A 16,297-nucleotide genomic window follows, 5' to 3' on the forward strand; every position below is an offset into this window, starting at 1 on the left:
TTGATATAGGCTATATTGCAGGTCACCAAACTGATCAATGAAAATAATCAGCCTTACATTGTTATGTGTTCTCACAGGCCTAATTTCTTATGGAAATAACCCTAAGATTGATAGTCTTAAAACCGAATTGTCTAAAGCAAAGATGGACACTTTGAAAGTTAACATCTATAATGAAATTGCCTTTCAGTATATCGACATAAGTTATGATAGCATTTTGCCTTATTCACAAAAAGCAATCAACCTATCTTCAAAGCTAAATTACGACAAAGGGAAAGGTGTGGCTTTAAAACACCAATCCATTTATTACTTCTACGCTGGAAATCAGACAAAAAGCGTCAAAAAAATTGAAGAAGCAATCAAACTTTTTAAACAAATAGAAGATGATTTGCAGCTTGCAAAAGCTTATCAGAGTTTTGGTGTTCTCCTTAAAAATCAAGGTGATAGTAATACAGCCCTAGAAAAATTTTCTTTATCCATCAATTATCACAAAAAAGTCGATAACCAGGAAGGTGTGGTCGATAATCTCATTAATAAAGGCAACGTTTACCAGAATATGGGAGAATTAAACCTTGCACTAGAGTCTTTTGAAGAAGCCAGGCAATTGAATAAAGAGCTGAAAAATAAAAATTCTGAAGCGAGCATTTTAACTGGCGAAGGCCTGATTGCAGACAAAAAAGGAGATTTCCACCTAGCAATATCCAAACTTGAAAAAAGTATAAAGCTTTTTGAAGAGTTAGGAAATACAAGAAGCATAGTGGGGATGTATAATAATCTCGCAAATATATCCAGAAAACTTGGGAATTATCTAGAAGCCGTTACCTATTTCGAAAATGCTCTTGCCACCGCAGAACAGATGAATAATCCTAGATTACAAGCAATTATTTTAAATAACCTAGCCAATATTTATCTAGATATCAATGACGACGATGAGGCTGCAAAGTTGTATAAAAAAGCCATAAAACTCATTAAAAATATTGATAAAACTACCTACGCAAGCTTGTTATCCAATTTGGCAATTATTCAAACCAATCAAGAAAAATATGAAACTGCTTTACAGTCACTGGATTCTTCTCTAACTATATATAAAGATCAAGGTAATAAAAGCTATATAGCAAATACACTATCTAATATTGCCTACAACCATTTCAAGCTTAATCATTTAACCGAGGCAAAAAGCTATTACAAACAAGCAAAACTCTCTGCTGAAGAAATGGGAGATCAGTACACAAGCTTATCCATTTATAAAGGTTTAGGTGAGATTTACTTGAAAGAAAAGAAATTGGATTCTGCCTTCTATTTTGCAGAAAAAGCTTACTCAATATCAAAAGAAATAGAAGTCTTACCTGAAGAATCCTCTGCAGCAGAACTATTGTATAATATTCATAAAACAATAGGGAATATACCAAAATCACTGGAGTTTCTTGAAATTTACACCACTCTTAAAGATAGCTTGTTCGATCAAGAGAAAAGCAAAGCCCTCGGTAAACTAGAAGCTGAGCTGGAATTCAAAAACCTTAAGGATCAACTTGAACTAGAGAAACAAAACCAGATTTTAGAGAACAAGGTAAAAGTAAATCAAAAAGAGAATTACATCACAGCTCTGGCTTCGGCATCTGCTGCGCTTATTATAGTGGTTGTTCTGTTATTGAGGATTAAAAAAAACAAAACAAAAGCCAATCGCCTTCTCAACCAAAAGAATAAAGAGATTGAATTGAAAAATATTAAGCTCAATGAGTCCAATCTCCAGAAAAATAAATTGTTTTCAATTATATCACATGATTTAAGAAGCCCGGTAAATAGCCTGAGTCAGATTTTTGATATGTATATGTCCAAGCAAATTACTGAAGAGGAGTTTAAGGAATGGATTCCAGAAATTAATAACAATTTGAGTTCCACACGACTGCTCATAGACAATCTGCTAACGTGGGCGAGTGAATCTTTGAATGAATCTCAAGTTGAAAAAACAGACCTTTCCCTTCATCATGAAGTTGAGAATATTCACGAATTTTTTTACACGCCACTTAGAGAAAAGGGTATTAATTTCAAAAATAAAGTTTCAGAAGATTTCAAAATCTTTATGGATGCCAACGCTTTAAAATTAGTTATTCGCAATTTGGTTTCCAATGCTATTAAATTTTGTAACACAGGCGATGAAATATCTATTTCAGCAACAAGACAAACCGACTTTTATCTTGTATGTGTTCAGGATACAGGAGTAGGGATGTCCCCTCATATAGCAAGGCGCCTGTTTCACAATTCATCAATCGTCTCTTCAGTGGGAACTCACAAAGAGGAAGGCAAAGGTATTGGGACGGTTCTTTGTAGAACTTTTGTAGAAGAGAACGACGGTCACATTTGGGTAGATTTTTCAGAAGAACATAAGGGAACACGCATATGCTTTGAAGTTCCAGTTAAGCGATAATTTCATCTGATTTTTGATTTTAAACCTCCAATTTGTGATATCGAATTTGTCCTTTCATTTTAGATAATTTAATTCTTGACCAGTTGACCAGTTGAAAGATTTCATATTATACTACCCTCTACCCACTAATCACTCATAAACTAACCCATAAAGCTTTTAGGAATATTTTATAGCCCAGTTGAGATTTCAGCGAGGCACATTCCTTATTTTTGGATAAACAATGAACTTCATGCATAACTTCACGGCAACTTATACCGATTTATATCAAATCAACATGGCTCAGGTGTATTTTCAGCAAGGAAAACACAATGATACTGCCGTGTTTGATTATTTCTTTAGAAAACTACCTTACAAAGGAGGTTATGCCATTTTCGCTGGTTTAGACACTTTACTTGAAATCTTGGAAGATTTCAAGTTTTCAAAAGAAGACTTAGCCTTTCTAAAAGAGCAAGGTCTAGACGCCAAATTCATAGGCTACCTTGAAAACTTTAGGTTTAAAGGAAGCATCTTTAGCTCAGCTGAGGGCGATATGGTGTTTCCATCACGTCCAGTATTGCAGGTGGAAGCTAACATGGTAGAAGCCCAGCTGGTGGAAACCATTTTACTCAACATCCTAAATTTTCAAACGCTTATTGCCACGAAGGCCAGCCGAATCAGGAAATCGGCTGGAGATCAACTCTTGATCGATTTTGGCATGCGTCGTGCCCAAAGCACTGGGGCTTATCATGCTTCCAGAGCAGCTTTTATTGGTGGTTTTGAAGCCACGAGCAACGTGGTGGCTGGCAAAGATTTTAATATTCCTATTTCAGGAACTATGGCTCATTCTTTCATTCAAAGTTACGACGACGAGCTTACTGCCTTCCGCGATTTTGCCAAAAGTCATCCTGATAATACCATCTTACTCATCGATACCTACGACACGCTCAAAAGCGGCTTGCCCAATGCGATCACGGTGGGGAAGGAAATGAAATCCAGAGGAGAACAGCTTAAGGGCATTCGTTTAGATAGCGGGGATTTGTCTTACCTGGCCAAAAAATGTCGAAAAGCCTTGGATGAAGCAGGCTTAACCGATGTAAAGATTGCCGCTTCCAACCAGCTAGACGAGTACGTTATCCGTAGTTTGAAGGAACAACAAGGACCAATTGATGTTTTTGGCGTGGGGACCAATCTGGTCATAGGAAGCCCAGACGCCGCTTTAGACGGGGTTTATAAACTCGCTTTTGCTGGCGGTAAACCTAGAATCAAGTTGTCAGAAAATCTAGCTAAACTCACCTTACCGCACAGGAAACAAGTCTACAGAATTCGAAATCATAAAGGAGAGTTGGCCGGAGCAGATGCGGTCACCCTTCGGGAGGAAACCGAAGTCACACACATGAATCATCCGTTTGATGTCTCAAAATCACTATCCTTTCAAAATTGCACCGCAGAAGCTTTGCTTCAACCCGTCATGGAAAACGGCAAACGTTTGCAGCCTCCAAAATCACTTGCTGATATCAAAACTTACTCCAGGAAACGCCTGGCAGAGTTTTCTGAAGAATTTCAACGTTTTGAGAATCCTCACCTCTATAAAATCGGGATTTCAGACCAGCTTCTGGAAGCCAGAGAACAATTGAGAACCCATTATAAAAATAAAAACGCATGAAGACCCTATTGATAGTAGACGCTCAACTAGATTTTATGCCAGGCGGTAACCTGGAAGTTGCTCATGGCGATCAAATTGTTTCTCACATCAATTTGATTCAGCCCCAATACGATATGGTTTTAGCTACTCAAGACTGGCATCCACAACACCACATGAGTTTTGCTTCCAATCATGAAAATTACAAGCCTTTCCAAGACAAAGATATCGACGGTTACAATCAAACCTTATGGCCAGATCACTGCGTTCAGGGTAGCAAGGGAACTGACTTTCACCCCAAAATGAACACCAATTGCATCGAAGCTATTTTCAGAAAAGGTACCGACCCGAAGATCGATAGTTACAGTGCCTTTTACGACAATCACCATAAAAAATCCACAGGCTTGGCAGGCTACCTCAAAGAGAAAGGCTGCGAAACCATCGATATTTGTGGACTGGCAGGCGACATTTGCGTTTACTTTACCGTGAAAGACGCCCTAAAAGAAGGCTTTCAGGTCAGATTGATTGAAAATGCAACCAAGGCTTTAGACCAAGACAAGTTTAACCAACAGAAAGTAGAACTCAAAGCTGAAGGCGTAGAGTTTGTTTAAATTTCTAAGCGATCTTCGCGTTTATTTTTGTGGTCTTTGCATGAAAAAGCAACATTCAGTTTAAAAATAGATTAAAAGACTGTTTTTTATTGAATTTACCACTGCTAACTTAAACGTTTAGCGACATCCAGCTTACAACTTCGCGTTCATCTCCACCAGCGTCCTGAGTGAAAAGTTTCAACTGAAGCCGGCGTGAAGTTGAGGTTTTAGGGTTAGGAATTGGTGTTTAGAATTTTTATAGTTGACCAGTCTTTGTTCTATTTTCTTTTCTCTTTCTTCTTCTCAGTTCAAATTTTTATTTTCGACTCACGACTCACGACTCACGACTTCTGCAGCTTCTTGATCATTTTTTTGATGCGATCGCTTAGCTTTTCAGACGACAGTTTTTCTCGCAACCGGTCGGTGATGATGGGAAAAGAAAATGGGGTTGGTTTCTCGCAAGCTTTCCAGACGATCTCCTGAGTGGCAATGCGTTCCAGGGCTTTTTGCAATCGGCCTTGTTCCAAAGAATGTTCAAAAGTTTCGGTAAAGGCCTGTTGGTACAAAGGATTATCTGGGTCAAAATCCTTAAAGACGTCAAAAATCAACTGTGAACTGGATTGCAGATGCTTGTTTTTGATTAATTTATTAGGGTAACCGGTAAAGACTAAGCCAGCGATCACGGCGATATCCCTAAATTTCCGCCTGGCCATTTCCGTAGCATTTAAACTTTTGGATAAGTCATCTAGAAGATAATCTGCTGTAAACAAATCATTATCCAGGACAGCCTGCATATCGACGGGTTGGTCGGATAACAATTCAAAACCATAATCATTAAAGGCGAGCGAAAAGGAAATCGGTGATAACAAACTGATGCGGTAGGCTAGTAAACTTCCCATAGCCTCGTGCACAAACCGACCTTCAAATGGGTAAAAAATATGGTGATAGCCATCCCGGGTTTTAAAGGTTTCAATCAAAAACTGATGAGGTCTGGGTACGATAGATTCCAGCTTTTGGCGTTCGAAAATGGGTTCAAGCGCTTTTAATTCCGGACTTTTATCTTCTGCGTCCTGGTTGTAGAGTTCCTCCCGCAGCAATTCACTCATTTGAGAGGTTAAGGTCAGTCGGCCGCCCATCCAGCTGGGAACTTTAGAAGTTTTGGACTTCGATTTTCTCACCAAGACCTGCATTTGCTTGATGCGGACCAATTCTAAATTCCGACCTGCAAACGTAAACACATCGCCTGGTTTCAATTTGGAAATAAACCATTCCTCAATCGATCCGATGAATCCACCCGTCATATATTTCACAGTGAGGACAGCATCACTTACTATGGTGCCAATTTGCAAACGATGCCGCATGGCAATGCCTTTACGGTTGACTTTAAACAAACCATCTTCTTCAATTTCGACTTTACGGTATTCATCATAAGTCTTTAGCGCTTCGCCACCTTTGGTGATAAAGTTCAAAGCCCAGCTCCACTGCTCTTCCGTAAGTGTTTGGAAACAAAAGGTGGATTGAATTTCAGGAAAAATGTCTTCAGGATAAAATCCGTCAGACACAGCCAAAGTGGTTAAGTATTGCACCAGCACATCAAAACTGTTGAGGTAAGGCAGGCGGTCTTCTACGGTTTTGCTTTCCACAGCTTTTTGCAAAGCGGAAGCTTCAATCAATTCGATAGCATGGGTGGGCAAAAAGTAAATCACACTAGTTTTTCCGGGCTGGTGACCACTTCTTCCCGCCCGCTGTAAAAAGCGAGCAACGCCCTTTGGTCCGCCAATTTGTATGATGGTTTCTACCGGCGCAAAGTCAACGCCCAAATCTAAGCTTGAGGTGCATACTACGGCTTTTAAGCTTTCATTTCGGATGGCGCTTTCTACCCACAGCCGGGTTTCTTTGTTGATGCTCCCGTGATGCATGGCCAGTTCTCCGGCAAATTCGGGATGCTTTTCTAAAATCTTTTGAAACCAAATTTCACACTGAGACCTTGTATTGGTAAACAATAAAGTCGTTTTTGAAGCTTTGATGATGGGAATGACTTCTTCCAGCAAGTGCAGTCCCAGATGTCCTCGCCAGGGGAACTTTTCCATAGTTTCCGGGATAATGCTCTGGACGTGTATGTTTTTCTCAAGATCTGCTTTGATCAAAGTAGAATTAGCTAATATGTTAGGATCAACTCCAAGAAGCACCTCTCGGGCCTGTTCCAAATTACCGATCGTGGCAGAAATCCCCCAAATTCTTAAGTTGGGATTGATGGTTTTAAATCGGGATAAAGCCAATTCCATTTGTACACCACGCTTGGTGCCAAGCAATTCATGCCATTCATCTACCACAATAGCCTGACAGTCTTTAAAGGTTTTAGGATAGTCTTTGGAGGCTAGCAAAAGCTGAAGACTTTCAGGAGTGGTGACCAAAAGATCTGGCATTTTTCGTTTTTGCCTGGCGCGTTCCTTTTGGGGAGTATCGCCGGTTCGGATACCAATAGTCATGTCTAAGTCCAGATCATCGATAAGCTGTTGTGCGGCTTGTTGTATTTCAATAGAAAGCGCGCGAAGTGGTGTGATCCAAACCGCCTTCAGGCTAGAGGTTTTTCGCTTTTGTTCAGCCTTTAATTTTAAGATGTCAAGAAAGATAGGCACCCAAAGGGCGTATGTTTTCCCGCTACCTGTCGGCGCATTCAGTAAGCCATTTTTGCCTTCAGCGTAGGCCTGCCAGGTTTCCGTTTGAAACTCAAAAGGTGTCCAGTTTTTGGAAGCAAACCAATTGGTGAAAAAAGAAATATCTGGGGACTTCGGCATACTTACAAACATAAGTATATTTCGCCATCAACTCTATGTCTGTGTCTTTATCAAAAGAAATTTTTAACCATAAATAGGGTTTAACTGGATATCTTTTAAAAGTAAATTTCAGTTGAAAATGGTTTTAGAAATTAAATTAACTTTACACCCAATTTCTAGCTTAACTCATATGAAATATTGTTTTCTTTTTTTAGCCTTTATTACGATACAGACCAGTTTTGGACAGGATTATCCCAAAAGCTTACCAGATTTTGATGTTTTGACTTTAGATGGGGATAAATTCAGCAAAGAGCAAGTTCAGAAGGAGTCCTACACCTACTTTATTTATTTCAGTCCAACTTGTGGTCATTGTCAGGACGCTTTTAAATTCTTGAACCTTAAAGCAGATCAGATTAAAACTGCAGATGTACAAATCTATCCGGTGTCTTCCAATACTGAAGGCGAAACCACCAAGTTTTTTAATACTTATGCGTCAAAAATTCAGAATTTTGATAATATTCATATTCTGAGAGATATCGATTTCAAATTTGCTGAAACCTTTGATGTAGCGTCCTTCCCTACCTCATATTTATATGACCAGGACAATAATTTGGTAAAAGTTTTTGAAGGAGCTTCAGAAGTTCTTTTATTCTTAAAGGAGTTGGAGTAGAGTAAATCAACCGAACATCTTCCAGGAGAATGGGTTTTTAATAATCCTTTTCACTAGACCTATCATAACATTCTATCAAAATTGGCTTTTGTTAAAATAGAGTGCTTTAATTTTGAAGCTTATTACAAATTGTTATGAAAGGAGTATTATTAGTTAACTTAGGTTCGCCAAAATCTACAGACCCCAAGGACGTGAAAACGTATCTGGGGGAATTTTTGATGGATGAACGTGTCATAGATTTACCAAAATTTTTCAGGACCATTCTAGTGAAAGGCATTGTGTTGAACACCAGGCCCAAAAAATCTGCCGAAGCCTATTCCAAAATATGGTGGAAGGAGGGTTCGCCACTTATAGTATTGTCGGAGCGCCTTCAGGCCGGAATTGATGAACAAACCAGCGTGCCTATTTCTTTGGCGATGCGTTACGGTCAACCCACTATAAAGTCTGGTTTGCAGGAACTGCATGACCAGGGAGTAGATGAAGTTTTGCTGGTACCACTTTACCCTCAATTTGCTATGGCAACAACTGAAACTATTTTAGTCTTGGCAGAGGAATTGAGACGTGAACATTTTCCAGAAATGTCCTTTACCACCTTACCACCGTTTTACAATCACCCTGATTATGTGACGGTTCTATCGAGAAGCATCGGAGAAAAATTAGATGAATTCGATTACGATCACTTGTTGTTTAGCTACCATGGCGTTCCCGAACGTCACATTAGAAAAAGTGATATTACAAACTCACATTGTAAAATTGATGGCTCGTGTTGTCAAACCCCTTCCAAGGCGCATCAGTTTTGTTACAGGCACCAGTGTTTTGAAACAACGCGAGGTGTTGCCAAAACTTTAGGTCTTAAGGAAGGAACTTATAGTACATCGTTTCAATCGCGTTTAGGATTTGACCCCTGGTTGAAGCCCTACACAGACAGGACAGTTGAGAAATTAGGTCTGGAAGGCACCAAGAAATTGGCAGTGGTTTCGCCTGCTTTTGTTTCAGATTGCCTTGAGACTTTAGAGGAAATTAATATGGAAGCCAGGGAAATTTTTGAGGAATCTGGTGGAGATGATTTTATGTTTATTCCGTGTTTAAACGATAGAGAAGACTGGATTAAAACCATGAGTCGCTGGATAGATGAGTGGGCGCATCAAAATGGAAAAGCTAAGGTATCGTAAATGTCCAAAGTCAATTCAGAGGAACTAGGAAATAAACCCATTGGTAAGCTACTGATTAAGCAGGCTGTGCCTGCTTCTATAGGAATTTTAGTCATGTCCATCAATATTTTGGTGGACACTATTTTTGTAGGTAACTGGATAGGATCTATTGGGATTGCTGCGATTAATGTGGTGTTGCCAGTTTCTTTCTTTATTGCAGCTTTAGGAATGGCTATTGGCATAGGCGGGTCTTCAATTATTTCAAGGGCTTTAGGGGCAAATAATGATCATAAAGCCCTTAAGACCTTTGGAAATCAAATCACCATCACGTTAATTGTTACTATCAGTATGGTCGTGATTGGTCTCACCTTTATCAACGAGCTTATTCCAGCTTTTGGGGGAAAAGGTGAAATATTTGATCCAGCCAAAATTTACTACCGTGTTGTCCTTTACGGTGTTCCTGTTTTGGCATTGGCCATGATGGGAAATACAGTGATTCGAGCAGAAGGCAAGCCTAAATTTGCTATGGTGGCTATGATTATTCCTTCGGTTGGGAATTTGATTATGGACTACGTTTTCATCAATGTGATGGATTATGGTATGCTCGGAGCAGCCTGGGCTACAACGGGTTCCTACATCTTGTGTATGGGCTACATCCTATGGTTTTTCCTCTCAAAACATTCAGAATTAAAAATACGCTGGTCGGATTTCGGAATTGATTTCAAGATTTTAAAAGAAATCAGTGCGCTTGGTTTTGTAACCCTGTCCAGACAAGCTGTGGTAAGTGTAACCTATTTACTTCTCAATAATATTTTATTTGACCTTGGTGGAGAATCATCGGTGGCGACCTATGCCATTATTTCCCGGATGTTGATGTTTGCTTTATTTCCTGTGTTGGGGGTAACTCAAGGATTCTTGCCCATTGCTGGCTATAATTACGGTGCCGAGCAATACGGTAGAGTCAGAGAGAGTATCAACAAAGCCATAGGCTATGCCTCAGGAGTAGCCTTAATCGTATTTTCGCTCATTATGATTTTCCCTGAAACTATTGTCTCAGTGTTTACAGACGATAAACAAGTGATGGAAGATACGCCTGGTGCTATGCGATGGGTATTTGCTGCGGTTCCTATTATTGCTTTGCAACTCATCGGCTCAGCTTATTTTCAGGCCATAGGCAAAGCGGTTCCTGCTTTATTACTAACCCTTTCCAGACAGGGATTTGTTTTTATTCCTCTGATTTTGATTTTGCCCAATTATTACGGCGAACTCGGGGTCTGGATCTCCTTTCCGTTAGCTGATTTATTATCTACCATTATCACAGGCTATTTTCTTAGGCGAGAGGTAAAATCGACCCTTATTGTAAAAGATGAAGCGCAAGTAGAAGCAACCTGATGAGGTTTTCTCGGGGTTATGCTGTAAGAGGTAGGTAATAGGAAAATGAGTTTCCCTAAATAATAGATTTGAAATAAAAGATTTGAATTTTGAAATTTTGTCTTCGGTGTTGAATATTCAGTATTGGAGTCCTTGAGTTGGTGAGTTTTTGAGTAAAAAAAGAATTTAGGGAGTAGGTTTTAGGTGTTAGTAGAAATGAGCTTCCCTAAATAAAAATTTGAATTTTGAAATTCTGTCTTCGGTGTTGAATATTTAGTATTGGAGTCCTTGAGTTGGTGAGTTTTTGAGGAAATGAAGAATCTATGTTCCATTTTCTTTTCTCTTTGTTCTTTTTCCTGAAAGTCTCAATTGATTTTCCAGAGCGAGTGAGCCAGTGAACTATCCATAAATCTCTCTGTAATGCTTATCTTTGAGTTAACAATTAGAATCGTTTTCAACTGTGGACTATAATTACATCAAATCGCTTCATCTTATTTTTGTGATTACCTGGTTTGCAGGACTATTTTATATTCCAAGGCTTTTTATTTACCATATCGAAGCTCGTCAAAAATCTCAACCTGAAGCGGACATTTTAAGCGAACAGCTAAAAATCATGGCCAAACGCTTGTGGTACATCATCACTTGGCCGTCAGCCATTCTGGCTACGATTTTTGCGATTTGGCTTCTGATTTTGGTTCCGGGTTGGTTAGAGCAAAGCTGGATGCATGTCAAACTAGCTTTTGTCGCTTTGCTTTTCGCCTACCACATTAAAAACCATTTTATCTTTAAGCAATTCCAAACCGATGACATCCGTTGGACTTCCAACGGGATGCGTCTTTGGAACGAAGGTGCCACGCTCATTTTATTTGCTATTGTTTTTTTGGTAATTTTAAAAAGTGCTATCAACTGGATTTGGGGGCTAGTAGGCCTTATTGGGCTTGGTGTAGTATTAATGCTAGGCATCAAGTTGTACAAACGCCTTAGAAACCGCAAAACTTCTTCATAATGTTTGATTACAGGCGCTCTTTACGGACCCGTATTTTTATCTCCATGATAGCTTTGGTGGTGGGGGCCTCTATATTGATTGCAGGAGTGACCATTTACCAATTCAAAGAAGAAGCAAAAGAGCTGCACAGAGAAAAACTCAATCGAAAAGAAAACGCCATTCGGGCCAATATCAATTACGTGTTGAGGACCACAACTTATCCGGTAGACACAGAAAGCTTATCTCTTATTTTTAAAGAAAAAATATACGAAATACAGGATATTCACAATACAGAAATTAATATTTACGATCTTAAAGGACGCCTGCTCAAATCCTCGAAGGCGACTTTTTACATGGATTCTGTCGAAACCCAAATGAACCCTCAAAAAGTGGAAGCGCTTCAAAACTCGGCTACTAAGAAATATGTGGAGAATTTTAAAATCAATGACCAAAACTATCAATCGTCTTACACCTATATTTTAGACAATTACTTTAAGCCTATCGGGATTTTGAATCTGCCTTATATTGAAGACGACGGATTCTTGCAAAGAGAACTGAAAGATTTCCTGATTCTGTTATCTCAAGTGTATTTATTTATGCTTATTTCTGCAATAGTACTGGCTTATTTCTTATCCAAATACATTACAAGTTCACTCCAGTCTATCAGCAAGAAAATCATTACAACCCGATTAGATCAGAGCAATCCTAAAATTTCGTACGAAGAGATCAGCTACGAAATCAAACCTTTAGTAAAGGCCTACAATGGAATGATTGATGAACTGGAAGAAAGCGCTTTAAAACTCGCTAAAACTGAACGGGAAGAAGCCTGGCGGCAAATGGCACGACAAGTCGCGCACGAAATCAAAAACCCACTTACTCCAATGCGTTTGAGTATGCAGAGTTTTGAACGTAATTTTGACCCAAATCATCCTGACATCGAAAAAAGGGTAAAAGAGTTTTCGAAAACCATCATCCAACAAATCGATAATTTAAGTGCAATCGCAGGAGCTTTTTCAGATTTTGCAAAAATGCCTGCGCAACAAAACGAAAGTTTAAATGCTGTCGAAATCATAAGACTAGCACTTGATATTTTTAACGATAATAAAATTCAATTTTCTTCAGAAAAAGAAAAGATCAAGATTAAATTTGATAGAAGTCAATTGATTCGGATCATTACCAATTTGGTTAAAAATGCCATTCAGGCCACTGAACACTTAGAAAACCCAATTATTGCAGTCAATATCCACACTGATGATCACAATGCCATTATCACAGTAGAAGATAACGGTGTTGGTATTGCTGAAGACATGCAGGAGCGTATTTTTGAACCAAGGTTTACCACCAAATCCAGTGGTATGGGACTTGGCTTAGGAATGGTAAAAAATATTGTTGAAACTTATAAAGGAGATATAAAACTGACCTCAAAACCTGATCAAGGCACTATCTTTACCCTAAAATTTCCAAAAACTGATACTCATGACATTTGAAAATTTACAAGTAAATATCCAAGATCGCATAGCGACTGTTTATATCGATAGACCCAAAAAGTTGAATGCGCTCAATAGAGCCACTATTGAAGAACTTCATGAGGCTTTCAAAGCGCTTCGCGATGATAATGAAGCAGCAGTTATCATTCTAACAGGGACTGGAGAAAAAGCCTTTGTGGCGGGAGCAGATATTTCAGAATTTGCTGATTATTCCGTTGAACAAGGTAAAGATTTGGCAGCGAAAGGTCAGGAACTTGTCTTTGATTATATCGCCAACTTTCCAAAACCTGTCATTGCTGCTGTCAATGGCTTCGCTCTTGGTGGAGGTTTAGAACTTGCCATGTCGGCGCATTTCAGAATTGCGAGTGATAACGCTAAATTAGGTCTGCCAGAGACCTCTTTGGGAGTGATTCCAGGGTATGGAGGTACGCAACGTTTGCCACAACTGGTTGGGAAAGGCAGAGCTATGGAGATGATCATGACGGCGGGGATGATTGATGCAGAAACGGCCAAAAATTATGGTCTTGTGAATCATGTGACTAACATTGAGGAGTTAATTCCTCTTGCTGAAAAACTTGCAGGGAAAATTTTAAACAATTCCATGCAGGCCATCTCGGTGGCGATTGAAGCGGTCAATGATAATTATAAAGACGGCGTCAACGGATTTGAAACCGAAATTGAAAATTTCGGAAAATCTTTTGGAACCGATGATTTTAAAGAAGGCACACAAGCCTTTCTAAACAAACAAAAAGCAAATTTTAAATAATATGTTTCCACTGCAAAGACACCGCCGTTTAAGGCAAAACGAGTCGATTCGCTCTTTAATCAGAGAAACTCACTTAAGTCCAACTGATTTTATAGTGCCGCTTTTTGTGGTGGAAGGTAAAGGGGTAAAAGACGAGATCGCTTCCATGCCTAATTATTTTAGGTTCAGTTTAGATCTGCTTTCCAAAGAAGTCAAGGAGCTTTGGCAGATGGGTTTAAAGTCAGTTTTGCTCTTTGTGAAAGTCGATGGAAAACTAAAAGACAATCGGGGTGAAGAAGCCGTTAATCCCAACGGGTTGATGCAAAGAGCCATCAAAACCGTAAAAGACGCTGCGCCAGAAATGCTGGTGATGACCGATGTGGCCCTGGATCCTTACTCTATCTATGGTCATGACGGGATTGTAGATCAAGGTAAAATCGTTAATGACAGGACCAACTCTTTCCTTGCTCAGATGGCCTTGAGCCACGCTCAGGCTGGAGCAGATTTTGTAGCGCCCAGCGATATGATGGATGGCAGAATTTTGGAAATACGTAGCGTTTTAGAAGATGCCCATTTTACCGATGTGGGAATCATGAGTTATTCAGCCAAATTTGCCTCAGCGTTTTACGGACCCTTTAGAGATGCACTGGACTCGGCGCCAGTCGACGTCAAAGACATTCCAAAAGACAAAAAAACCTATCAGATGGATCCAGCCAATAGAAGTGAGGCGCTGAAAGAAACTTTTAGTGATATCGACGAAGGTGCGGACATCGTGATGGTGAAGCCAGGTTTGTGTTACCTTGATATCGTAAGAGATATTGCCAACGAAGTGGAAGTACCTGTGGCAGTTTATCAGGTGAGTGGAGAGTATGCGATGATCAAAGCCGCCTCAGAAAAAGGATGGCTAGACCACGATGCCGTGATGCTGGAACAGTTAACAGCCATCAAAAGAGCAGGAGCTAGTATGATCGCTAGTTACTTTGCTAAGGATGCGGTGAAATTGCTCTAAGTGCTTTATTTTTGCCGCTTTAAATTCAAATAGGATTTCAATTCAAATTCAATGATAAAAAACGATTTATTTTTAAAAGCTTTAAAAGGAGAAACCGTTGAACGTCCTCCAGTGTGGATGATGCGACAAGCAGGACGTTACCTTCCCGACTTTATGAAGCTTAAAGAAAAATACGATTTCTTTACCCGTTGCCGTACGCCAGAATTGGCCACTGAAATCACTGTGATGCCCATTCATCAGGTAGGCACGGATGCAGCGATTCTGTTTAGTGATATTCTGGTGGTTCCGCAAGCTATGAACATAGAAGTGGAGATGCGGCCAGGCGTTGGCCCTTGGTTGCCCAAGCCTATCCGAGACCGAAAAACCCTGGACCAGGTAATTGTTCCAGACGTTTACGAAGAACTTGGCTATGTGTATGAGGCGATCAAAATGACCAAGCAGGAACTCAACGATGAAGTGCCACTGATTGGTTTTGCGGGTTCTCCATGGACAATTTTCTGTTACTGCGTACAAGGTCAAGGTTCCAAAAACTTCGACAAGGCTAAAGAATTTTGCTTTACCGAGCCTGAAATGGCGCATGAATTACTGCAGAAAATCACCGACACAACCATCGCTTATCTCAAAGGAAAAGTAGAAGCGGGTGTGGATGCAGTTCAGGTGTTTGACTCATGGGGAGGTATGTTGTCTCCAGTGGATTATCAGGAATTTTCCTGGCCTTACATTCAGCAGATCATCGATGCGTTGAAGGAAGATATCCCAGTCATTGCCTTTGGCAAAGGCTGCTGGTTTGCACTCGACGTGATGGCTAAGTCTGGTGCTACAGCACTTGGGGTAGACTGGACTTGCTCTCCCAGAAACGCAAGATACCTTACGGGCGGAAACATTACCTTACAAGGCAACTTTGATCCGTCACGCTTATTCTCACCGCCTAAAGACATCAAAAGGATGGTGCATCAGATGATCGATGAATTTGGCAAAGATCGCTATATAGTAAATCTGGGCCACGGCATCTTGCCTAATATTCCAGTAGAAAATGCCAAAGCTTTTGTAGAGGCGGTGAAAGAATATAAGGCGTAACAACTTCTATACACTTTAAGGCCTGTGAGGTTTACAAAACCTCACAGGCCTATTTTCTTAATACTTTCCCTTTTTTCTGATTTTGCAACTGCTGGCTTTTGGCTGTTTCGACATTCAGCTTGATCCTCAAGCTATATTAAAGTGACGTCCTGGGCTTCACGAACTTACTGAAGTCGGCGTTAGAGTTTCTTCTATACTCTTAAAAAATTAAGAAATATCATCTTCATTTCTTTTATCTGATTCTCTTTGATTTTGCTTTAATGTCCTTTAAATTCTGGTGTTAAGCGTAATATTTTTCATTTTTAGTCATCAATTTATTAATAAAAACTTAAAATTTACGGTTTTCCCGTAGCAATTGTACGGTCGAACCGTAACAAAAGTTTAAGAAAAAATGC

At 39.7% G+C, this 16,297-nt stretch carries 12 protein-coding genes; 11 read left to right on the forward strand and 1 reads right to left on the reverse strand.

Features of this window, described 5'->3' with window-relative positions; all coding sequences use genetic code 11:
- Positions 1 to 37: 37 nt before the first annotated feature.
- From LB454_RS09655 to pncA, 3 genes are all read left to right on the forward strand, one after another.
- On the forward strand, positions 38 to 2,422 hold the full coding sequence (locus tag LB454_RS09655) for a tetratricopeptide repeat protein (RefSeq protein WP_224464463.1): 2,385 nt from the start codon (positions 38 to 40) through the stop codon (positions 2,420 to 2,422).
- A 229-nt stretch (positions 2,423 to 2,651) separates the two neighbouring features.
- Positions 2,652 to 4,064 carry a nicotinate phosphoribosyltransferase gene (locus LB454_RS09660; RefSeq protein ID WP_224464464.1) on the forward strand — a complete coding sequence of 471 codons (1,413 nt, stop codon included), beginning with the start codon at positions 2,652 to 2,654 and terminating at the stop codon, positions 4,062 to 4,064.
- On the forward strand, positions 4,061 to 4,651 hold the full coding sequence (gene pncA / locus LB454_RS09665; RefSeq protein ID WP_224464465.1) for a bifunctional nicotinamidase/pyrazinamidase: 591 nt from the start codon (positions 4,061 to 4,063) through the stop codon (positions 4,649 to 4,651). The genes LB454_RS09660 and pncA overlap by 4 nt, the downstream gene beginning before the upstream one ends.
- Positions 4,652 to 4,971: 320 nt before the next feature.
- On the opposite strand, the gene LB454_RS09670 is transcribed toward pncA, so the two are convergent.
- Entirely contained in the window at positions 4,972 to 7,428 is a 2,457-nt protein-coding gene (locus LB454_RS09670; protein ID WP_407692590.1) for a ligase-associated DNA damage response DEXH box helicase, read from the reverse strand.
- A gap of 169 nt (positions 7,429 to 7,597) precedes the next feature.
- Here LB454_RS09670 and LB454_RS09675 point away from each other — a divergent pair, with 169 nt between their 5' ends.
- The 8 genes from LB454_RS09675 to hemE all read left to right on the forward strand — a co-directional run bounded on the left by LB454_RS09675 (position 7,598) and on the right by hemE (position 15,902).
- Complete coding sequence (locus tag LB454_RS09675; RefSeq protein WP_224464467.1) at positions 7,598 to 8,077, forward strand: TlpA family protein disulfide reductase; 480 nt, start codon at positions 7,598 to 7,600, stop codon at positions 8,075 to 8,077.
- A 134-nt stretch (positions 8,078 to 8,211) separates the two neighbouring features.
- Positions 8,212 to 9,249 carry a ferrochelatase gene (hemH, locus tag LB454_RS09680; protein ID WP_224464468.1) on the forward strand — a complete coding sequence of 346 codons (1,038 nt, stop codon included), beginning with the start codon at positions 8,212 to 8,214 and terminating at the stop codon, positions 9,247 to 9,249.
- Entirely contained in the window at positions 9,250 to 10,620 is a 1,371-nt protein-coding gene (locus LB454_RS09685; RefSeq protein ID WP_224464469.1) for an MATE family efflux transporter, read from the forward strand.
- Positions 10,621 to 11,059: 439 nt separating this feature from the next.
- On the forward strand, positions 11,060 to 11,605 hold the full coding sequence (locus LB454_RS09690) for a CopD family protein (protein WP_224464470.1): 546 nt from the start codon (positions 11,060 to 11,062) through the stop codon (positions 11,603 to 11,605).
- Positions 11,605 to 13,071: a sensor histidine kinase gene (locus LB454_RS09695; RefSeq protein ID WP_224464471.1), complete on the forward strand. Its 1,467-nt coding sequence runs from the start codon at positions 11,605 to 11,607 to the stop codon at positions 13,069 to 13,071. Before LB454_RS09690 ends, LB454_RS09695 begins: the two co-directional genes overlap by 1 nt.
- Positions 13,061 to 13,837: an enoyl-CoA hydratase/isomerase family protein gene (locus LB454_RS09700; protein WP_224464472.1), complete on the forward strand. Its 777-nt coding sequence runs from the start codon at positions 13,061 to 13,063 to the stop codon at positions 13,835 to 13,837. The genes LB454_RS09695 and LB454_RS09700 overlap by 11 nt, the downstream gene beginning before the upstream one ends.
- A gap of 1 nt (position 13,838) precedes the next feature.
- Positions 13,839 to 14,825: a porphobilinogen synthase gene (hemB, locus tag LB454_RS09705; protein ID WP_224464473.1), complete on the forward strand. Its 987-nt coding sequence runs from the start codon at positions 13,839 to 13,841 to the stop codon at positions 14,823 to 14,825.
- Between the two features lie 51 nt (positions 14,826 to 14,876).
- Positions 14,877 to 15,902 (forward strand): uroporphyrinogen decarboxylase, encoded by a 1,026-nt coding sequence (hemE, locus tag LB454_RS09710; RefSeq protein ID WP_224464474.1) that lies wholly within the window; start codon positions 14,877 to 14,879, stop codon positions 15,900 to 15,902.
- Positions 15,903 to 16,297 lie beyond the last annotated feature (395 nt).

The organism is Psychroflexus montanilacus, assembly GCF_020164535.1.
Taxonomy (GTDB): Bacteria; Bacteroidota; Bacteroidia; order Flavobacteriales; family Flavobacteriaceae; genus Psychroflexus; species Psychroflexus montanilacus.